Source organism: Marilutibacter maris (assembly GCF_003233695.1).
Lineage (GTDB): Bacteria > Pseudomonadota > Gammaproteobacteria > Xanthomonadales > Xanthomonadaceae > Marilutibacter > Marilutibacter maris.
In genome coordinates, this window is the sequence record NZ_CP029843.1 from 339,796 (window position 1) to 358,487 (window position 18,692).

Here is an 18,692-nt window from a genome sequence, read left to right on the forward strand (position 1 = left end):
TTGCCGATCATGGCGGAGGCGGCGGCGAATGCGAAGCGGTGCGGGGGCGTCCGCAAACACCGGCGCGCCGCTTGTGGAGGCGAGGAAGGGCCTCAGCGTCGGCGCACCGGAATGCCGGTCGCCGGCACGCGCACCTCGTCGACGCCGCCGACCCGGATCGGCGCGCCCGGTGGCGGCCCCCAGGCGTGCGCGTAGATCACCTCCCAGGTCGCCGGCAGCCGGCCCGCGTGCGCGGTGTCGGCGCCGCCGCGCAGGGCCTCGTAGGCGCGGGCGGCACGGGCGAAGCGGGCGCGTCCGGTCAGACTGCGGCGGCGCTCGCGCATCGCATTGGTCGCGCCCAGGGTGCGCAGTTCGCGCATCAGGTCGGCGAGGTCGGGATGGCTGCGGGTGAACTCGTCGCGGTCCAGCACCGGGTCCTTGAAGCCGGCCGCGACCAGGGCGTCGCCGAACTGGGCGATCGACGGGAACAGGCTCACGTGCGGGGTGTCGTCGGCCTCGGCGAAGGCGCCGCGCAGCTCGAACAGGGTGTCCGGTCCGAAGGTCGACACCAGCAGCAGGCCGCCGGGCCGCAGCACCCGGCGGAAGCCGGCGAACACCGCCGGCAGGTCCTCGACCCATTGCAGGCACAGGTTGGAGAACAGCACGTCGACGCTGGCGTCGGCCAGCGGCAGGGCGCGGGCGTCGGCGCACAGCGGCATCGGGGTGCGCGCGCCGCCCAGCCAGCGCGGGCGTGCGCTGCCGGGGATCGCGCCGGCATTGGCGCGCGCCGCCCGCAACATCGGCAGGGCGATGTCGAGCGCGACCACCTCGGCCTTCGGCCAGCGCCGCTGCATCGCCACCGTGGCGTGGCCGGGACCGCAGCCGACGTCGACCACGCGTTGCGGATCCAGGCCCACCGCGGGGTCGGCCAGGTAGTCCAGCGATTCCATCAGCCGCGCGGCGACCTCGCGCTGCAGCGCGGCGGCATCGTCGTAGTGGTCGGCCGAACGCGAGAACGCGCGGCGGACCTGGCGGTGATCGAACAGCGCGTTGTCGGCCTGGCGGCGGGCGCCGCCGTCTTCGAACGGCGCGCTCATGGCGTCACCGCCGCCGGCAACGCCTGCATGAAGGCGTCGATCTCGGCGGCGACCTCGTCGGTCGCGCCCAGGAACGGCGCGTGGCCGGCGCCGGCGATGACCACGCTGCGCGCGTCCGGTGCGAGTGCGGCGGAGGCCGGCATCGCCCCGGCCGGGACCAGGCGGTCGCGGCGGCCGCTGATCCACAGGCTGGGCACCGTCAGCGCGGGGAGCTCGTCGCGGAGGTCGAGCCGGTCGAGCAGGGTCAGGCCCTCCAGCAGCACCCGCTCGGACGGCTCGCCGCGCTCGAACGCATGCGACTTCAGGCTGCGCAGTTCCTCCTGCGCGCTGGTCGAGCCCAGCGCCTCCAGCGCGAGGAAGCCTTCCAGGGTGCCGCGGAAGTCGCGCCGCAACGCGTCGCCGAAGTCGCGGAACAGGTTCGGACCGACGCCGTGCGGCCAGTCGTCGGCGGCGACGAAGCGCGGCGAGGCGGCGACCATCACCAGTCCGCGGACCGCGTCCGGGTGGTCGAGCGCCGCGCGCAGCGCGAACTGGCCGCCGAGCGACCAGCCCAGCCAGACCGCATCGGGCACCTGCGCGACCAGGCTCGCGGCGAGCGATTCGGGTTCGAGCGGGGCCTCGCTGTCGCGGGCGTGACCGTGGCCGGGCAGGTCGACCAGGTGCAGGGTGTAGCGGTCGGCCAGGCGCTCGGTCAGCGGCGCGAACAGGCCGCCGTGCATCGCCCAGCCGTGGATCAGGGCGAGCGCGGGACCGCGGCCGCGGGTTTCGATATGCAGGGGAACAGCCATGGAGCGGAGGGAGATCTGGAAACGGGGGAAGGGGGAGGTCAGGCCGCGTGCGCGGCGGCCAGTTCGGCCAGCGCGTTGCGTGCCGCGTCGAGGCGGTCGGCGGGCACCAGCAGATGATCGTGATGAAAGCCGGCCACGACATTGCAGGCGATGCCGTGCCGGGCCAGCGCGGCGGACACCGCGGCGGTCAGGCCGACCGCGTCCAGCGCCGAGTGCACCCGCAGGCTGAGCCAGGCGGCGCTGAAACCGTAGTCCAGGCCGTGCGCGTCGGCATCGGCGCGTCGCAGCACGCAGCTCAGTCCCTCGGCCTCCGCCACCGACGCCTCGGCGAGTGCGGCCCAGGCCGGGCGGGGAGCATCTTCCGGCACGGTGACGAACACGAACTCGCCCTCGCGGGCGTCGGCCCGCAGGGTCGCGAGCATCCGTCCCAGGTCGCGGTCGCCGCGGCGGTCCGTCCCGGGGGCCGCGAGCGGGTGGGGCGAGGCGGCCGCGGTCACGGCGTGGTCAGTGGGCGGGCGCTGTCGTGCATGCGTTCGCTGCGGTCGCGGGCGCGCTGCAACGCGACCACCAGACCGTCGACATCGCCGACGCCGTGCAGCGCCGACAGGGTCACCCGCAGGCGCGCGCGGCCTTCCGGCACCGTCGGCGGGCGGATCGGCGCGACCCAGTAGCCGTCCTGCTCCAGCGACTGCGCCATCGCCAGCGCGCGCTGATCGCTGCCGGCGACGACCGGCTGGATCGGCGTCTGCGAGTCCATCAGCGCCAGGCCGACCCGGCTGGCATGCTCGCGGAAGCGGCCGATCAGGTCGGCGAGCTTCTCGCGACGCCAGTGCTCCTGGCGGGCGAGCCGGATCGCGGCCAGGCTCGCGGCGGCCTGCGCCGGCGGCAGCGCGGTGGTGTAGATGTAGGGGCGCGCGGTCTCGGCGAGGTGGCCGACCAGTTCGGCATCGCCGACCACCGCGGCGCCGTAGCTGCCCAGCGCCTTGCCGAGGGTGACCAGCTGCAGCGGCACTTCGCCGGTGCCGAGCCGGGCTTCGGCCACGCTGCCGCGACCGTCCGGGCCGAGCACGCCGACGCCGTGCGCGTCGTCGACGTACAGCAGGGCCCGTTGCACCCGCGCGACCAGCGCCAGCTGGCGCAGCGGCGCGATGTCGCCGTCCATGCTGAACACGCCGTCGGTGGCGAGCATCGCCAGGCCGGAGGGGACGTTGCGCAACTGGCGGATCGCGCCCTCGGCATCGGCGTGCGGGTAGCGGCGCAGCCGGCAGCCGGCCAGGCGCGCGGCGTCGATCAGGCTGGCGTGGTTGAGCCGGTCCTGCACGCACACCGACTCGTCGTCCAGCAGCGACTGCACCACCGCCAGGTTGGCGAGGAAGCCGTTGCCGAACAGCAGCGCGGCCGGTGCGCCGATCCAGTCGGCCAGTTCCTTTTCCAGGGTCTCGTGCAGGGTGTGGTGACCGCAGACCAGGTGCGAGGCGACGCCGCCGGCACCGTCGCGCGCGGCCGCGTCCTGCAGGGCGTTGATCACCGCGAAGTGCTGCGACAGGCCGAGGTAGTCGTTGCCGCAGAAGTTCAGCAGGTTGCGGCCGTCGACCACGCAGCGGGCGCCGTCGCGCTGGCCGACGCTGCGGCGGACGCGGGTGCGCGAGGCGGCGGCGCGTTCGCTGCGCGCGGCCTGGATGCGCTGCTGCCAGGACGGACGGCTCATGACGTCCTCCCGGTCGATGCGGCGATTGCGACGGGCGCGGCGGCGCTCATCCGGTGCCGGTGCGGCCGCCTGTCCGCGGCCTGGGCCGACGACGAAAGCGCGCCGTCAGGCGACGCACCGGGTCTCGGGCGCTTCGATGATGTCGGCATGTACGGTCTCCCCCTGCTCCAGGACCTGCATCGGCCGCAGGCCCAAGCGTTGGAACAATGCCATATCCCGCTCCGTGTCGGGGTTACCGGTCGTCAGCAGTTTCTCGCCGTAGAAGATGGAATTGGCCCCGGCGAGGAAGCACAGCGCCTGCAATTCGTCGCTCATCGCCTCGCGGCCGGCCGACAGCCGCACCATCGAACGCGGCATCAGGATGCGGGCCACGGCGATGGTGCGGACGAATTCGAACGGATCCAGCTCGGCGGTGCCCGACAGCGGCGTGCCCTCGACCTGGACCAGGCGGTTGATCGGCACCGAGTCCGGATGCGCCGGCAGGTTGGCCAGGGTCTGCAGCAGACCGGCACGCTGGGCGCGCGACTCGCCCATGCCGACGATGCCGCCGCAGCAGGTCTTCATGCCGGCGTCGCGGACGTGGGCGAGGGTGTCCAGGCGGTCCTGGAACTCGCGGGTGTGGATGATCTCGTTGTAGAACTCCGGCGCGGTGTCGAGGTTGTGGTTGTAGTAGTCCAGGCCCGCCTCGCGCAGCGCGCCGGCCTGATCGCCGGACAGCATGCCCAGGGTCGCGCAGGTCTCCAGCCCCAGCGCCTTCACTTCGCGGATCATCGCCGCGACCTTGGGGATGTCGCGGTCCTTGGGCGAGCGCCAGGCGGCGCCCATGCAGAAGCGGCTGGCGCCGGCGGCCTTGGCCTGGCGGGCCTTCTCGACCACCGCCTCGGTGCTCATCAGCTTGGTCGCGTCGACGCCGGTGTGGTAGCGCGCCGCCTGCGGGCAGTAGCCGCAATCCTCCGGGCAGCCACCGGTCTTGACCGACAGCAGGGTGCTGACCTGGACCTCGGTGGGGTCGAAGTGCTCGCGGTGCACCTCCGCGGCCCGGTGCAGCAGTTCCGGGAACGGCAGGTCGAACAGGGCGCGCACCTCGGCCCGGTTCCAGTCGTGGCGGAGCGGGGTGGCGCGCCGATCGGACGCTTGGCTGGGGTCAGACATGGGAGTTTTCCGAGGGACGCGGCCGGACAGGGTCTGCCAGTCTGGAAAGCATGTCGGAGGCTGTCAACCAATCCGGGGCATCGGGGGTTTACAACTGCCGGTGGCGCGACCTGGCCCGGCTGGCCGCGGGCTGGCGCGGGCTGTTGGCCAGGTCGCTGCTGGCCAGGCCACTGTGGGCCGGTCCGTTGCTGGCGCATGCATGGCCGGCGTCCTGCCTGGTCTGCGGCAGCGACGGCGGCCCGTCGGCGCAGGCTTCGGGTGGCCTGGCGGGGCTGTGCCCGGCGTGCGCGCCGGCGTTGCCGTGGAACCGCCATGCCTGCCGCCACTGCGCGTTGCCGCTGCCGGCCAGCGCGGCGGGGACGGTCTGTGGCCGCTGCCTGCGCCGGCCGCCGCCACTGGATGCCTGCCACGCGGCCTTCGTCTACCGCTTCCCGCTCGACCGGCTGCTGCCGCGGGCCAAATTCCACGACGACCTCGCCGCCGGCCGCGGTCTGGGCGAATGGATGGCCGCCGCGTTCGCGCCGGTACTGGCCTGCGGCCGTCCGGACGCCCTGGTGCCGGTGCCGCTTCACCGCGAACGCTTGCGCCGCCGCGGCTACGACCAGGCGCTGGAACTGGCGCGCCCGCTCGCCGCCGGGCTCGGCCTGCCGCTGGACGATGGCCTGCTGCGCCGGGTCCGCGCGACCGGGCCGCAGTCGCGGCTGGATGCCGCCGGCCGTCGCCGCAACCTGCGCGCGGCGTTCGCCGTCGACGCCGCGCGCGCCTGCCCGCGCCACGTGGTCCTGGTCGATGACGTGATGACCACCGGCGCGACCCTGCATGCGGCCGCGCGCGCTTTGCGCCGGGCCGGGGTCGCCCGCGTCGATGCCTGGGTCTGCGCGCGGGTGCCTTGACACCCGGCATACACCGGCGCGCCCATGCTCGCGACGGTATATCCGGTAATCACTCCGTTTCCGATCCGTCCCGGGGAGGACTTCGCATGAACCCATCCGAATCGTTCAGCGTCCGCGACGCGGTGGCGGCCTCGCCGTTGCTGCGGGAACTGGCGCGCGGTTGGTGGCTGCTGGTGATCTACGGACTGATCGCGGTCGCGTTCGGCCTGTTCGCGCTGTTCCGGCCGGCCGCGGTGGTGATCAGTCTGACCTGGCTGTTCGGTGTCATGGCCCTGGTCGAGGGCGTGTTCGCGGTGATCGCGCTGTTCACCGGGAACCACAGCATCTCCAGGGGCTGGCAGCTCCTGTACGCGGTCGCCTCACTGGCCCTGGGCATCCTCACCGTGCTCGATCCGGCGATGACCGCCGGGGTGATCGTGCTGCTGCTGGCGGCCTGGCTGATCGTCGGCGGCGTCTACCGGATCGCGTTCGCGATCCGGGTGCGCAGGCATATCAGCGGCGAATGGCTGATCGCGCTCAGCGGCCTGCTGGCGATCGCCCTGGGCGTGCTGTTCGCGATGAGTCCGTTGGCCGGGCTCGCGGTGGCGGGGCTGTGGATCGGGATCGGTGCCCTGCTGTACGGCATCGTGCAGCTGGTCGCCGGATTCAAGTTGCGCAAGCTCGTGGCGGGTGGTCGATGACTGGCTGATCGCCGCGGGTGGTCGACGACCGGGGCGCCGGCTCAGGCGGTGGTCGACGCCTGCCACAACGCACCGGCGATGCCGGCGAACAGCGCGGCGCCGACCCAGTGGTTGTGCAGGAAGGCGCGGAAGCAGGCGTCGCGCTCGCGCCGCCGGGTGATCACGAATTCCCAGGCGACCAGCAGCGTTGCCAGCGCCAGCGCGCCCCAGTAGACCGGGCCCAGCCCGGCGCGCTGGCCGACCAGGGCCATCGCGGCGAGGAACAGTGCGTACAGCACGCCCTGCGCGACGAGGTCCATCTCACCGAACAGGATCGCGGTCGAGCGGCTGCCCATGCGCAGGTCGTCGTCGCGGTCGACCATCGCGTACCAGGTGTCGTAGCCGGTCGACCACAGGATGTTGGCCACGTACAGCAGCCAGGCCAGGGGCGGCACCTCGCCCTGGACCGCGGCGAAGGCCATCGGGATGCCCCAGCCGAACGCCATGCCCAGGTAGACCTGCGGCAGGTGGGTGTAGCGCTTCAGGTACGGATAGCTGGCCGCCAGCACCACGCCGACGACGCTCAGGTAGACGGTCAGCCGGTTCAGCGTCAGCACCAGCGCGAACGCGACCAGCATCAGCACCGCGAACACCATCAGCGCCTCGCGGCCGGACACCGCGCCGGTCGCCAGCGGACGGCTGCGGGTGCGCTCGACGTGCGGATCGAGCCAGCGGTCGGCGTAGTCGTTGATCACGCAGCCTGCCGAGCGGGTCAGCCAGACACCGGCGCTGAACACGAACAGGGTCCACAGCGGCGGCACTCCGCCGGCGGCCAGCCACAGGCCCCACCAGGTCGGCCACAGCAGCAACAGGGTGCCGATCGGACGGTCGCCGCGCACCAGTTGCCAGTACAGCGGCAGCTTGCGCCTCCAGGGCGGTGTGTAGGTGGGTTCGTAGCGTTCGTAGGACATGGTTGCGGATCGCGGCGGGCAGGCGGCGGCCCCGTCGGGGGCGCCGATCGGGGCCAATTATCCACCCTGCCATCGGCTCCGGACCGACGAAGAGTGGAGGGGGGAGCGCGAAACGATTCATTTGCCGCTAGAATGGCCAGCCCCGCGCCGCCGGATGCCTCGTGCACCGGTGGCAGGGGTCTCAGCCAGGCGCCCGTAGCTCAGCCGGATAGAGTAGTGGCTTCCGAAGCCATTGGTCGGGGGTTCGAATCCCTCCGGGCGCGCCATCCCCGCTGTCGGTCAGTGGGGGCGGTCCTATACTGGCGTCCGTATCTGGCAATGGGGCCGCACCTGCGGCCCTTGGCGATGGCTTCGCGTGCCGCCCGGCGGTACGCCACACAGGTGGATCGTGCGCAACTACGACCTCGAATTCCTCAAGCATTTCTCGATGGTGATCGGCTTCCTGGTGCTGGTGACCCTGGGCCTGATCGTTGGCGCCATGGTCATCCACGGCGGCCTGCCGGCCGAAGTGGATCCGGCCGTCGCCAAGCGCACCGAGCGCCGCATCGCTCCGGTCGGCGCCGTCTATGCCGGCAGCACCGGTGCCGCGGCCCAGGCCGCCGCCGCTGCGGCCGCCGCGGCCAAGGCCGCTTCGCAGGTCGCCTACGGCGGCACCCTGGACGGCTCGGTGATCTACAACAACCTGTGCGCGGGCTGCCACAATTCCGGCGCCGGCGGCGCGCCGACCCTCGACCGCGCCCACTGGGGCGCGCGCATCGCTCAGGGTGCCGACACCCTGCACAAGCACGCGATCGAGGGCTACACCGGCGCGGCCGGCGTGATGCCGGCCAAGGGCGGCAATCCGGCCCTGACCGACGAGCAGGTCGTCGCCACCGTCGACTGGATGCTCGAGAACATCAAGTGATCCGCGGGCGCCCCGCGGTTGCGGGCCCCGCGCCCGCGCTCGCGAGCGCCTGAAGTGCCGGGCACGTGGCGCCCCCGCGCGGGGGCCGTCGACACCGCCCCGGCGCGTCCAGCCTGAACAACAGACCGCCGCCTTCGGGCGGCGTTGTCGTTACGGGTGCCGCGACGGCCGATAATGCGGGTCTGCCGGCTCCGCCGACTCCGAGGTCATGCATGCATTCCAGACGTCGCCAAGCCACCTCCACCGCCGTCGATCCGCTGCGCTTCCGGCCGCGGTCGCGGCGCCTGGCAGCGGCGACCGCGATGCTGGTGGCGGCGCTTGCGGTGGGTTGCGACGGAGCGGGATCGCCGGTGGCGGACACGGGTGGGCGCGATGCGGCCGCATCCAGGCCAATCTCGTCCGTCCTGGCGATCGGCGAGGTGCAGGGCGTGCGCGGCCGCAGCCCGTACATGGGCGAGGAGGTCCGCGTCGAAGGGGTGGTGACCGCCGACTTCAGCGGCGACGCCGGACTGGGCGGGGTCTACCTGCAGGATGCCGGCGACGGCAATCCGGCCAGCTCCGATGCGATCTTCGTCCTGGTCGGGCGCGATGCGCCGTTCCGCGACCAGTTGCGTCGCGGTGCCCGGGTCGGCGTGACCGGCCGCGTGATCGAGTTCGACAGCGGCGGCCAGGTCAGGCTGACCGCGCTGATGCCGGATACCGTCGAGCAGCTGGGCCTGGGCGAGGTCGACGCGACCGAACTGCGCACGCCGCCGGCCGACTGGGAGCGTTTCGAGGGCATGCGGGTGCGGATCGCCGCGCCGCTGACCGTCGCCAGCCTGGCCGACCTGGACCGTCACGGCGAGATCCTGGTCAGCTTCGACGGGCGCATGTGGCAGCCGGCCGAGCGCGCCGCGCCGGGCAGCGATGCCGCCCGCGCGATCGCCGCCGACAATGCCCGGCGCCGGCTGCTGCTCGACGACGGCCGCGCCGGCGACAACCGCCCGAGCGCGGACAGCATCTGGCCGGCCGGCGTCGCCGCGCTGCGCAGTGGCAGCACGGTCGAAGGCGCCGAGGGCATCCTCGATCATCGCCACGGCCATTACCGGCTGCAGCTGGGCGTGCCGCCGACCCTGGTCGCGCAGCCGCGCCCGCCGGTCCCGCGCGTAGCGGGCGACCTGCGGGTGGCGGCGTTCAATCTGGAGAACCTGTTCAACGGCGACGGCCGCGGCGGCGGTTTCCCGACCGAGCGCGGTGCGCGCAGTCCGCAACAACTGCAGGCCCAGCTCGCCAAGCTGGTCGCGACCATCCGCGCGCTGGACCCGGACATCGCCGCCCTGATGGAGCTGGAGAACGACGGCTACGGCCCCGAGTCCAGCCTCGCGGCCCTGGTCGACGCGCTCAACGATGGCAGCGACGGTGGGTGGCGTTTCGTCGATGCCTGCGACCGCAAGTGCCGGCGCCGCGGCCGCGGTCCGGGCGACGACGCGATCCGGGTCGGCCTGATCTACCGCGCCGACCGGGTCGATACCCAGGGCCGGCCGGCGACCCTGGAAGGCGGTCCGTTCGGGCCGCGCAGCCGGGTGCCGCTGGCGCAGGCCTTCGTGCCGGCGAGCGGTGGCGAGCCGCTGGTGGTGGTCGCCAACCACTTCAAGTCCAAGGGCTGCAACGAGGCCGAGGGCGAGGATCGCGACAACGGCGCCGGTTGCTGGAACGCGTTGCGGGCCGAGTCGGCGCGCCGCCTGGACGCCTGGCTGGCCGAGGACCCGACCCGATCCGGCAGCGATCTTGCGGTGATCGTCGGCGACATGAATGCCTACGCCCAGGAAGAGCCGCTGCAGGTGCTGGCCCGGGCGGGCTGGCAGGACGCGTTCGCGGTGGCCGGCCGCGGCCGTGGCCATGACGCCCCCTACAGCTACGTCTACGAGGGCGAGGCCGGGCGTCTCGACCATGCCCTGCTGAGCCCGGCGCTGGCCGCGCGTCTGCGCGGCGCGGTCGAATGGCACAGCAACGCCGACGAGCCGCGCAGTGCCGGTTACTGGGGCCGCGCGCGTGCCGACGGTCCCTGGCGCAGTTCCGACCACGACCCCTTGCTGCTGGGCTTCGACTGGAAGCCGGTCGAGTCGGCCGAAGCCGACAGCGCCGCCGCGGACTGATCGCCGCCGCCAGGGCGGCCTCCGCGGCGGCCTGGCCGCAGGTGTGAGGCTTACTCCCCGTCCATTTGCAGCTGCCGCATCCAGGCCTCGGCCTGGGCGCGGTCGAGGCGTTGCCGCCAGCCGGTGCCGGCCGGTTCGCCGTCGCCCGGGGCGGGTGCCAGCGCCATGTTCACCAGGGCCGACGCCCGCGCCGGATCGGTCCTGCCGTCGAGCAGGCCCTGCACGAACGGCGCGATCGCGTCGTGGGCGCGCTTGCGGCTGGCGGCGTCGACCGGTGCGGTCGCCATCAGTGCGTGGTCGGCGGCATACAGGAACCTGGCCATGAACGGTGGTGAGCGCGGCAGCATCTGCGCCAGTTGCGACGCCTGTCCGGCCGGCATGCCCTGCAGGTAGCGCCAGATGTCGCGGTCGATCGCCGCCAGCAAGGCCGGCGCCTGCCGCGGCAGGGTCGCTTCGACCAGCGGACGGGTCAGCAGCTCGCCGTTGTCGCCGTTGCTGAGGATCACCAGCCCGTCGCCACTGGCCGGAAACACGAACACCTGGGTGCGCACGCCGTTCTCGCGTCCGTCGTGCGACAGCACCGGCTGGCCGTCGACCGGGATCAGTCGCCAGCCCAGACCGAAGCGCTCGGCCGGGTCGGGGTGCAGGGCCTGCGGGCGCTGCATGTCGGCGAACAGCTTCGCCGGCAGGCCGGCGCCGCCGGCGACCCAGGCGGTGAAGCGGCCGTAGTCGCCGATGGTGGTGAACATGTTGGCGGCGGCATTGGGACCGCGTTCGCGCAGGCCGTCGTCCGGGTAGGGCTCGCCCTTGGCGTCGAAGCCGGTGGCCAGTTCGGGGGCGATGCTCTCGTCCCAGCCGAAGTGGGTGGCGTTCATCCCGGCCGGCGCCAGCACCGCGGTCCGCATCAGCGTGCGCAGCGGCTGCCCGGACTGGCGCTCGATCGTCCGGCGCAGGTATTCGAAGCCCTCGCCCGAGTACTCGTGCCGCGTGCCGGGGGCGAAGCCGAAGGCGAGCGGACGGTCGCCGCGCCAGTTCGGCAGTCCGGTCTGGTGGCTCAGCGCGATCCGCGCGGTCAGCGCCTCGTGGCGGGGATCGTCGGCGACATCCGGGTCGACCCAGTGCGCGGACAGCGGCGCATCGAGGTCGACCTCGCCGGCGGCGACCTGGCGCAGCACCATCGTCGCGAATACCGGTTTGGTCAGCGAGGCGACATTGAAGACGGTGTTGGCGTCGACCGGCGCGGTCGGCGAGCGCCGTCCCCAGGTCCCGGTCCAGGCGAGCCGGCCGTCCTCGATCCGGGCGATGGCGACACCGGGGACCCGGGTGCTTTCGAGCGCGGTGGCGACGCTGGTGTCGAGGCCGGCGGGGACGGCGTCGGCACCGTCGACGGCGGTCGAGCCGTGGCCGGTCAGCGGAATTCCGGCCAACAGCAGGCCGCTCAGGGCGAGGCTGAGTCTCATGAGGGGGTTCCTTGTGCGGGTGCGGCGGGGCGGCCGGGACAGGCCGCCGTGCGCCGGTTTCGGGAAGCCGTGGCCGCCGCGGCGGCGGCCGCGAGCGCTGTTGCGGTCAGTCGCGCTGGCGTTGCAGCAGGTGGTAGCCGACCATGCCCAGGCCGATCGCGGCGAAGATCACGCCGTAGCTGGCGGGGTCGTCGTAGGTCAGGTTGGCGATGTCGATGATGCCGAACGCGATGCCGGTCAGGATCAGCACGATGCCCCACTTGAGCGAGGCCAGGCGGCTGTTCTCCTGGTCGGAGAGGAACATCAGTCGGACCAGCTCCTCGCTGGCGTGGGTTTCGGCCAGGCGTCGGCGCAGGCGCGCGTTCACCACCACGCGGATGGCGATCACGATGCAGGCGGCGAACACCATCGGGATGAAGAGGGCAATAATGTCGGCCATCGGGTCAGCTCCTCGGGGCACCATTGCCCCGGTTGCGGAAGATGGATACAGGCGGCCGCGGACCGGTTGCACCGTCCGGCGAAAAAAGATCCGCGAAAAAGATCCACGCCGCCTGCAACCGTTCGCCGAGTGGAGGTCTCCAATCCTCAATGAGCGAAGGTGGCGACAATGAAGCGCGCGCGGACGACCGGGCCCTGGTCGCGGCGGTGCTCGCGCGTCGGCCGGGGGCGTTCGAAACCCTGGTCAGCCGCAACCAGAAGCTCGTCTGGCACCTGGTGTACCGGATCGTGCAGCAGCCCGAGGACACCCGCGAGCTGGCCCAGGAGGTGTTCCTGCAGGTGCATCGCGGGCTGGGCCAGTTCCGCTTCGAGAGCGCGTTGTCGACCTGGATCGGACGGATCGCCTTCAGTGTCGCCAGTCGCCACATGCAGCGCAGGCGCCTGCCGATGGTGGAGCCGGACGAGGACGGTCCGTCGCCGCTGGAGCAGGTCGGCGACGGCTTCGATCTGGCCGAGGCCGTCGCCGATGCCGACCTGATGCGCCGCATGCACGAGGCCATCGAAGCGCTGCCGCCGTTGCAGCGCACCCTGATCACGCTGTACCACATGGAGGAGCTGGGTATCGCCGAGGTGGCGCGGATCACCGATCTGCCCGAGGGTACGGTCAAGAACTACCTGTTCCGTGCCCGCCTGCGCCTGCGCTGGCACCTGGAATCCCTGGAGGCCTGTCCATCATGAACCGTCGTTCCGATCTCCCCGTCGAGGATGCCCGGGCGCATGCCCGCGAAGTCGAGCGCCAGGCCGCGGCCGAGCGCCCGGGGGCGGGCGGTCCATCGCAGCAGCGCTACCGCGCGGTCTACCACGCCGTACGCAGCGCGCCGCTGCCCGAGCCGCCGCCGACCTTCGCCCTGCAGATGGAGCGGCTGACCCACGACCATCGCGAGCGGGCCGGGATCGAGACCTGGCTGGGCTATCTGTTGCTGCCGCCGGCCCTGGTCGCGATCGCGGTCTGGGGCGGGGCGGCGGCGATCGACGCCCTGCAGGCGGGACTGGCGCCGTGGCGCGGCGCCCCCTGGCCGATGCTGGCGGCGGCCGGCGGCGGCCTTGCGCTGGCCTGGCTGCTCGATCACCGGCTTGGCCGGCGCACCGGTGCAGGCCTGACAACTAATTGATTGTATTGGAAAAACAGGCGTGTCGCTGGGGTTCTGCCGGCGGTCGTGGCCACCGCTGCCGAGCCTGTCGGATGGGCATGCGGCAACGGTCCGTTTGCGCCACCGATTTCGACGGCCGCCGATGCCGGGCCGTATCATGGGCGCATGAACACGAGCCCTGAGTCCCCGGCGTTCCCGACGGCCGAAGCCGCCACCCTGGTCCTGCCCGGGCCCGCCGGCGCGCTGGAGGCGATCGCCGAGCCGGGCGAGGGCGGCTCGCGTCGCGCGGTCGCGATCGTCTGCCATCCGCTGCCGACCGAGGGCGGCACCCTGCACAACAAGGTGGTGACGATGACCGCGCGCGCGCTGCGCGAGTCGGGCATCGCCACCGTCCGCTTCAACTTCCGCGGCACCGGCGCCTCCGAGGGCGAGTTCGACGACGGCCGCGGCGAGCGCGACGACCTGCGCGCGGTCGCCGCCTGGGTCCGCCAGCAGCGCCCGGGGCACGCGCTGTGGCTGGCCGGCTTCAGCTTCGGCGCCTACGTGTCGCTGGCGCTGGCGGCCGAACTGCAGCCCGGGATGCTGATCTCGATCGCGCCGCCGGCCGGTCGCGGCTGGGATTTCGACGCGATCCAGCCGCCGGACTGCCCGTGGCTGGTGATCCAGGGCGATGCCGACGAGGTGGTCGATCCGGAGGCGGTCTACGCCTGGATCGACGGCCTCGACGGGCGCCGCGCCCCGCCCGAGGTCGTGCGCATGCCCGAGACCGGGCATTTCTTCCACCGCCGGCTGATGGACCTGCGCGGCGCGATCAAGAACGGCATCCGTTCCTACCTGCCCGCGGAGCTCGCACCGCCCAATGGCTGAGCCGGCCCCGCAGGACCCGCGCGCGGCATCGCCGTCGCGGCGCTACGCCGAGGGGGTCGCCCGCGGCGAGTGGAACGACGATCCGGCCCAGCGCGCGGTGCTGGTCGAGCTCGACCGCCTGCACGCGGCGCTGACCGCGCCGCCCCGGCGCGGGCTGTTCGACGCCCTGCGCGGGCGGGCGCCGGATGCGCCTCAAGGGCTCTACCTGTGGGGCGGGGTCGGGCGCGGCAAGACCTTCCTGATCGACCTGTTCTACGACGGCCTGCCGATCCGCGAGAAGCGGCGCACCCACTTCCACCGCTTCATGCGCGAGATCCACACGCGCCTGCGCGAGCACGCCGGCCAGTCCGATCCGCTGAAGGCGATCGCCCGCGAATGGCGCCGCGACCTGCGGGTGCTGGTGCTGGACGAGTTCTTCGTCAACGACATCGGCGACGCGATGCTGCTGGGGCGTCTGCTCGAGCGCCTGTTCGCCGAGGGCGTGGCGCTGGTGACGACCTCCAACATCGAGCCGTCGGGACTGTTCAAGGACGGCCTGCAGCGCGAGCGCTTCCTGCCGGCGATCGCGCAGTTGGAAGCGCACTGCCACGTCATGTACATGGACAGCGCCACCGACTACCGTCTGCGCGCGCTGACCCAGTCGCCGGTCTACCGCACGCCACTGGATGCGGGTTCGGACGCCTGGCTGGACGAGCGCTGGCACACCCTCACCGACGCCTGCCCGCACGACAGCCGCCGGCTGGTGATCGACGACCGCGAGATCCCGGTGCGCGGGCTCGCCGAGGGGCACGCCTGGTTCGATTTCGCCGCGCTGTGCGAAGGCCCGCGCGCGGCCAGCGACTACATCGAGATCGCGACCGAACACCACACCGTGCTGGTCGGCGGCATCCCGCTGTTCGACGGCGGCAACGACGACCCGGCGCGCCGCTTCGTGCACCTGGTCGACGAGCTCTACGACCGTCACGTCAACCTGGTCTGCACCGCCGCCGCCGATCCGCTGGCACTGTATCGCGGCAACCGGCTCGTGCATGCGTTCGAGCGCACCGCCTCGCGCCTGATCGAGATGCAGAGCGCCGAGTATCTGGCGCTCGGGCACCGCGGCTGACCCGCCGCGACCGCGCCGTTCGTCGCCCCCATCGGCCCCGCTGCCCGAATGTACAGTGGTCCGGGGCCGCCCTCCTGCCTAGCGTCGATGCCGCGCGCACGCGTCCGCGGCGCGTCCATCGGCTTCCAGGAGGAACATGATGAAGGTTCACGCATATCCCGTGGTGCTCGCGCTGCTGGCGCTGGCCGGCGTGCCGGCGCTCGCTTCGGCGCAGTGCCGCGACTCCGTGGTGCTGATCCACGGCAATACCGGCGGTCCCGACGATTTCGACAACACCGTCGACGAGCTGCACGCGCGCGGCTACGACGACGCGCAGATCTTCGCCCCCGACTGGGGCAGCAAGAGCTGCGCGGCCTGCAACGACCACAACGGCAGCGAGGAGACCCCGGTCGAGAACGCCCTGGTCGACGCGATCGCCAGCTCGTGCACCGGCAAGGTCGACGTGATCACCCACTCGATGGGCGGCACCCTCGGCGCGCGGGTGATCAAGCGGGTCGGACTGCGGCCGTACATCGACAGCTATGTCGCGATCGCCGGCGGCTTCCGCGGCCTGTGGTCGTGCGGCACCTATCCCTACAACGTCTGGAACAGCACCTGCGGCAGTTGGGGACTGTCGGTGTCCAGCCCGTTCCTCGACGACCTGTACGGCTTCCGCTTCGCCGACAAGGTGTATTCGATCAAGTCCTGGACCGACCAGATCGTCTGCAGCACCGGCTACTGCACCGTCGGTGGCATCCACTCCTCGTCGATCTGGAACGAGGACGGCAGTTACACCTACAACGGTTTCGGCCACTTCGGCCTGCTCAGCTACACCGCGACCACCCAGGTCGATCTGATCCAGTAGCGCGGACGCGCGGGATCGCTATGCTTGTCGCCTCAAGGAGGAGGGACGCATGGACAATCCGTACGCGCCGGCGCGCGGCAAGCAGGTGACGTGGGAGCGTGTCGAGGACCTGAGGTTCGACCTCGGCCGCTCCCGGGTCAGTGAAGGGCCCGAGGGCCTGGGCGGCTGGCTGATCCTGGTGATGCTCGGCCTGTTGTCCACCCTGCTGTCGGCGCTTCCCGCGATGCGGATTCAGTTGGCCGCGATCGCCGGCGGGCACGTCGCCGCCCGTTTCGATTCCGGCTCCCCAGTGTACGATCCGCTCGAAGGCGCGCTCGTTTGCGGGGAATTGCTGGCCACCGCGGGCATCGTCGTCGGAATCCTTGTGCTTGTGGGGCTCTATGTCGCGAAGTCGCGTTGGTTCCCGCGCGGATACATCGGCCTGATGATCTACGTGTTCGCCGCCCAGGTGCTCGACCACACCGTGGCGTTGGGCATGGGCGCCATCGGTAGCGATGAGTTCTCCGAGCGGCTGCGGGGTCTGGTTCCGAGGGCCGTGACGGCCGCGATCTGGATCTGCTACATGCTGCTGTCGAAGCGGGTGAGGAACACCTTCCTGCACTGATCACGGCGATTGCCGCGCCTGCGCGGAAGCCGGCGCCGACAGGTGGCGGTCGAGGAAGTCGAGCACGCGGGTGTAGTACTCCTTGCGCGACTGGTCGGCGAAGAAGCCGTGCGCCTCGTTGTGCGGCAGGTAGGTCTCGTAGTGCACGTGGGCCTTGTCCAGCGCCGCGCGCATCTCGCGCAGGTGCTGCGGGGTCACGCGGCGGTCGCGGCCGCCCTGCACCAGCAGGATCGCGGCCAGGATTTCGCCGGCGTGGCCGGTCGGCGAGCGCTCCATCAGGACCTTCATGTCGGTGCCCAGCACGCGTTCGAGATAGGCCTCTCCGTAGTCCGAGCGCTGGGTGTCGCCCCACTTGAACATCGTCGGCAGGTCGTAGGGGCCGGCCATGCCGATCACGCAGCGGTACAGCGCCGGTTCGCGGACCGCGCCCATCAATGCGGCATAGCCGCCGTAGCTGGCGCCCCAGGCGCAGATACGATCGCCGTCGACGCCGGCCTGGGCGGCGGCCCAGCGGGTCGCCTCGGTCAGATCGTCCTGCATCTTCGCGCCCCATTCGCGGTGACCGCTCTCGACGTAGGCGCGGCCGCGGCCGCCGGAGCCGCGGAAGTTGACCCGCAGTACCGCGTAGCCGTGCGCGGCGAGGATCTGGGTCTCGTCGTCGTAGAACCAACTGTCGCGGATGCCGTACGGGCCGCCGTGCGGCATCACCACCAGGGGCGCGGCGCGGCCGCCGGCCTGCTTGGGCAGGGTCAGGTAGCCCGAAAGCGGGGTGCCGTCGCTGGCCTGGATCTCGAACGGGGTCGCCGGGCTCAGCGTCGCCGGGTCCAGCCACGGGCGGCTGCGTCCGAGCAGCCGGGTGTCGCCGCTGCGGGTATCGAGCAGGTAGTAGCGCCCGGGCTCGACGTCGCTGGTGACGGTCACCAGCACCTTGCTGCCGTCGCGACTGGAACTGGTGACGCGGGCGAACTCGCCGGGGAACGCCGCCGCCAGTTCCTTCGACAGCTTCACGTGCGGGTGGGCCTCGTCGAAATAGCGCACCTCCGGTGCCGCGGTACCGAACGCGGCGCCGATCGGTTCGCTGGCGTCGAAGGAGTGCACCACCGAGATCGGGTCCAGGAGCGGGTCGCTGGCGACGATGCGGCTGTCGCCGCCGGCCAGGTCGAAGCGTTCGATCACGTCCGGCCCCTGCTTGCGCTCGGACCACAGCAACGCCGCGTCGCCGGCATAGTTCAGGCCCATCGGTATCCACTCCACGCCGCTTTCGGCCTCGTCGTTGAGCAGTTCCCAGTCGCCGTCCCGGTAGCGGTACAGGTGCTGGATGTCGTCGTCGTCGTAGACCCAGCTGAGCTGCGGGGTGCCGTTGCGATCGGTCATGAAGCGGGCGTTGCGCTCGGGGCCGTCGACGATCTTCTCGTCCTTGCCCTTGCCGTCGATGCGCACCCGTTCGATCCGGGTATCGCAGCCGTCGCTGAAGGATCGCACGCACACCGCGATGAGCACGTGCTCGGGCTCGGCCTGCAGCGGATTGACGATGGCGCCGTAGAAGTGCCGGCGGTTGCTGCCGTCGACATCGGTGGCATACAGCGAGTAGCCGCCAAAGGGCTGGGCATGGCCGGAAACCCGCTTCGACCATTCCGCCAGCAGGCGCCGTTCGCCCACCCATATCGCGTCGTCGATGAAGCCCTCTTCGCCGGGATTGATCTGGGTGGTGATGGCCATGTCCGACAGGCGGATCACCGCCAGCGCGGTGCGGTCGTCCAGCGGCACCGTCGAGGCGATGTGGTCGCCTGCCGGCGACAGCAGCATCAGGCCGTACTGCGGCTTGCGCAGCAGCGCGTCGAGCGTGGGCGGAGCCGCCGCCGCCGATGCGGCCGCGGCCAGCAATGCCGTCGTCAGGATGATGCCTGTGATCCGTGTCGGGCCCGCCATTGCCAATC

Annotated in this window: 19 protein-coding genes and 1 tRNA gene; 11 read left to right on the plus strand and 9 right to left on the minus strand. The window is 72.0% G+C overall.

The window, feature by feature from the left end:
• Positions 1-92: 92 nt before the first annotated feature.
• The 5 genes from bioC to bioB all read right to left on the minus strand — a co-directional run bounded on the left by bioC (position 93) and on the right by bioB (position 4,724).
• Positions 93-1,076: a malonyl-ACP O-methyltransferase BioC gene (gene bioC, locus C9I47_RS01520; protein WP_111265168.1), complete on the minus strand. Its 984-nt coding sequence runs from the start codon at positions 1,074-1,076 to the stop codon at positions 93-95.
• Positions 1,073-1,852: a pimeloyl-ACP methyl ester esterase BioH gene (gene bioH / locus C9I47_RS01525; protein ID WP_111267895.1), complete on the minus strand. Its 780-nt coding sequence runs from the start codon at positions 1,850-1,852 to the stop codon at positions 1,073-1,075. The genes bioC and bioH overlap by 4 nt, the downstream gene beginning before the upstream one ends.
• A 50-nt stretch (positions 1,853-1,902) precedes the next feature.
• On the minus strand, positions 1,903-2,361 hold the full coding sequence (locus C9I47_RS01530) for an ACT domain-containing protein (RefSeq protein ID WP_223250226.1): 459 nt from the start codon (positions 2,359-2,361) through the stop codon (positions 1,903-1,905).
• Complete coding sequence (gene bioF / locus C9I47_RS01535) at positions 2,358-3,572, minus strand: 8-amino-7-oxononanoate synthase (protein ID WP_111265169.1); 1,215 nt, start codon at positions 3,570-3,572, stop codon at positions 2,358-2,360. The genes C9I47_RS01530 and bioF overlap by 4 nt, the downstream gene beginning before the upstream one ends.
• Before the next feature lie 105 nt (positions 3,573-3,677).
• Positions 3,678-4,724, minus strand: a complete 1,047-nt coding sequence (gene bioB / locus C9I47_RS01540) for a biotin synthase BioB (protein ID WP_111265170.1) — start codon at positions 4,722-4,724, stop codon at positions 3,678-3,680.
• 143 nt (positions 4,725-4,867) lie between these two features.
• Here bioB and C9I47_RS01545 point away from each other — a divergent pair, with 143 nt between their 5' ends.
• Both C9I47_RS01545 and C9I47_RS01550 read left to right on the plus strand, forming a co-directional pair.
• Positions 4,868-5,617: a ComF family protein gene (locus tag C9I47_RS01545; protein WP_223250227.1), complete on the plus strand. Its 750-nt coding sequence runs from the start codon at positions 4,868-4,870 to the stop codon at positions 5,615-5,617.
• Positions 5,618-5,703: 86 nt separating this feature from the next.
• The gene (locus C9I47_RS01550; protein ID WP_111265172.1) at positions 5,704-6,297 is read left to right on the plus strand and encodes an HdeD family acid-resistance protein; all 594 of its coding nucleotides are present in this window, start codon (positions 5,704-5,706) and stop codon (positions 6,295-6,297) included.
• A gap of 41 nt (positions 6,298-6,338) precedes the next feature.
• Here the strand turns inward: C9I47_RS01550 and ubiA are convergent, their stop codons facing one another.
• Positions 6,339-7,247: a 4-hydroxybenzoate octaprenyltransferase gene (gene ubiA / locus C9I47_RS01555; RefSeq protein WP_111265173.1), complete on the minus strand. Its 909-nt coding sequence runs from the start codon at positions 7,245-7,247 to the stop codon at positions 6,339-6,341.
• A gap of 189 nt (positions 7,248-7,436) precedes the next feature.
• Here ubiA and C9I47_RS01560 point away from each other — a divergent pair.
• The 3 genes from C9I47_RS01560 to C9I47_RS01570 all read left to right on the plus strand — a co-directional run bounded on the left by C9I47_RS01560 (position 7,437) and on the right by C9I47_RS01570 (position 10,286).
• Positions 7,437-7,513 (plus strand) — tRNA-Arg (locus C9I47_RS01560).
• A gap of 122 nt (positions 7,514-7,635) precedes the next feature.
• The gene (locus tag C9I47_RS01565) at positions 7,636-8,151 is read left to right on the plus strand and encodes a c-type cytochrome (RefSeq protein WP_111265174.1); all 516 of its coding nucleotides are present in this window, start codon (positions 7,636-7,638) and stop codon (positions 8,149-8,151) included.
• A 212-nt stretch (positions 8,152-8,363) separates the two neighbouring features.
• The gene (locus C9I47_RS01570; RefSeq protein WP_223250228.1) at positions 8,364-10,286 is read left to right on the plus strand and encodes an ExeM/NucH family extracellular endonuclease; all 1,923 of its coding nucleotides are present in this window, start codon (positions 8,364-8,366) and stop codon (positions 10,284-10,286) included.
• Between the two features lie 50 nt (positions 10,287-10,336).
• Here C9I47_RS01570 and C9I47_RS01575 read toward each other — a convergent pair whose 3' ends face one another.
• Both C9I47_RS01575 and C9I47_RS01580 read right to left on the minus strand, forming a co-directional pair.
• On the minus strand, positions 10,337-11,746 hold the full coding sequence (locus C9I47_RS01575; RefSeq protein ID WP_111265175.1) for a serine hydrolase domain-containing protein: 1,410 nt from the start codon (positions 11,744-11,746) through the stop codon (positions 10,337-10,339).
• A gap of 106 nt (positions 11,747-11,852) precedes the next feature.
• Positions 11,853-12,185, minus strand: coding sequence for a DUF6249 domain-containing protein (locus tag C9I47_RS01580; protein WP_145985397.1), 333 nt, complete (start codon positions 12,183-12,185; stop codon positions 11,853-11,855).
• A 149-nt stretch (positions 12,186-12,334) separates the two neighbouring features.
• Between C9I47_RS01580 and C9I47_RS01585 the strand changes: the two genes are divergently transcribed.
• From C9I47_RS01585 to C9I47_RS01610, 6 genes are all read left to right on the plus strand, one after another.
• Positions 12,335-12,922, plus strand: coding sequence for an RNA polymerase sigma factor (locus C9I47_RS01585; RefSeq protein WP_111265177.1), 588 nt, complete (start codon positions 12,335-12,337; stop codon positions 12,920-12,922).
• Complete coding sequence (locus C9I47_RS01590; protein WP_111265178.1) at positions 12,919-13,356, plus strand: hypothetical protein; 438 nt, start codon at positions 12,919-12,921, stop codon at positions 13,354-13,356. The genes C9I47_RS01585 and C9I47_RS01590 overlap by 4 nt, the downstream gene beginning before the upstream one ends.
• Positions 13,357-13,500: 144 nt before the next feature.
• Positions 13,501-14,202: an alpha/beta hydrolase gene (locus C9I47_RS01595; RefSeq protein ID WP_111265179.1), complete on the plus strand. Its 702-nt coding sequence runs from the start codon at positions 13,501-13,503 to the stop codon at positions 14,200-14,202.
• A complete protein-coding gene (gene zapE, locus C9I47_RS01600; protein ID WP_111265180.1) occupies positions 14,195-15,307 on the plus strand; it encodes a cell division protein ZapE in 1,113 nt (370 codons plus the stop codon). The genes C9I47_RS01595 and zapE overlap by 8 nt, the downstream gene beginning before the upstream one ends.
• A 139-nt stretch (positions 15,308-15,446) precedes the next feature.
• The gene (locus C9I47_RS01605; RefSeq protein WP_190238571.1) at positions 15,447-16,151 is read left to right on the plus strand and encodes an esterase/lipase family protein; all 705 of its coding nucleotides are present in this window, start codon (positions 15,447-15,449) and stop codon (positions 16,149-16,151) included.
• Between the two features lie 49 nt (positions 16,152-16,200).
• On the plus strand, positions 16,201-16,755 hold the full coding sequence (locus C9I47_RS01610) for a DUF2569 domain-containing protein (RefSeq protein WP_111265182.1): 555 nt from the start codon (positions 16,201-16,203) through the stop codon (positions 16,753-16,755).
• Here C9I47_RS01610 and C9I47_RS01615 read toward each other — a convergent pair whose 3' ends face one another.
• The gene (locus C9I47_RS01615; RefSeq protein ID WP_111265183.1) at positions 16,756-18,684 is read right to left on the minus strand and encodes an alpha/beta hydrolase family protein; all 1,929 of its coding nucleotides are present in this window, start codon (positions 18,682-18,684) and stop codon (positions 16,756-16,758) included.
• Between the last annotated feature and the right edge of the window lie 8 nt (positions 18,685-18,692).

Excerpts from the sequence above, each read along its gene's own strand:
- bioC (WP_111265168.1), bottom strand. The coding sequence starts at position 1,076 with ATGAGCGCGCCGTTCGAAGACGGCGGCGCCCGCCGCCAGGCCGACAAC.
- bioF (WP_111265169.1), bottom strand. The coding sequence starts at position 3,572 with ATGAGCCGTCCGTCCTGGCAGCAGCGCATCCAGGCCGCGCGCAGCGAA.
- bioB (WP_111265170.1), bottom strand. The coding sequence starts at position 4,724 with ATGTCTGACCCCAGCCAAGCGTCCGATCGGCGCGCCACCCCGCTCCGC.
- C9I47_RS01550 (WP_111265172.1), top strand. The coding sequence starts at position 5,704 with ATGAACCCATCCGAATCGTTCAGCGTCCGCGACGCGGTGGCGGCCTCG.
- ubiA (WP_111265173.1), bottom strand. The coding sequence starts at position 7,247 with ATGTCCTACGAACGCTACGAACCCACCTACACACCGCCCTGGAGGCGC.
- C9I47_RS01570 (WP_223250228.1), top strand. The coding sequence starts at position 8,364 with ATGCATTCCAGACGTCGCCAAGCCACCTCCACCGCCGTCGATCCGCTG.
- C9I47_RS01575 (WP_111265175.1), bottom strand. The coding sequence starts at position 11,746 with ATGAGACTCAGCCTCGCCCTGAGCGGCCTGCTGTTGGCCGGAATTCCG.
- C9I47_RS01580 (WP_145985397.1), bottom strand. The coding sequence starts at position 12,185 with ATGGCCGACATTATTGCCCTCTTCATCCCGATGGTGTTCGCCGCCTGC.
- C9I47_RS01585 (WP_111265177.1), top strand. The coding sequence starts at position 12,335 with ATGAGCGAAGGTGGCGACAATGAAGCGCGCGCGGACGACCGGGCCCTG.
- C9I47_RS01590 (WP_111265178.1), top strand. The coding sequence starts at position 12,919 with ATGAACCGTCGTTCCGATCTCCCCGTCGAGGATGCCCGGGCGCATGCC.
- C9I47_RS01595 (WP_111265179.1), top strand. The coding sequence starts at position 13,501 with ATGAACACGAGCCCTGAGTCCCCGGCGTTCCCGACGGCCGAAGCCGCC.
- zapE (WP_111265180.1), top strand. The coding sequence starts at position 14,195 with ATGGCTGAGCCGGCCCCGCAGGACCCGCGCGCGGCATCGCCGTCGCGG.
- C9I47_RS01605 (WP_190238571.1), top strand. The coding sequence starts at position 15,447 with ATGAAGGTTCACGCATATCCCGTGGTGCTCGCGCTGCTGGCGCTGGCC.
- C9I47_RS01610 (WP_111265182.1), top strand. The coding sequence starts at position 16,201 with ATGGACAATCCGTACGCGCCGGCGCGCGGCAAGCAGGTGACGTGGGAG.
- C9I47_RS01615 (WP_111265183.1), bottom strand. The coding sequence starts at position 18,684 with ATGGCGGGCCCGACACGGATCACAGGCATCATCCTGACGACGGCATTG.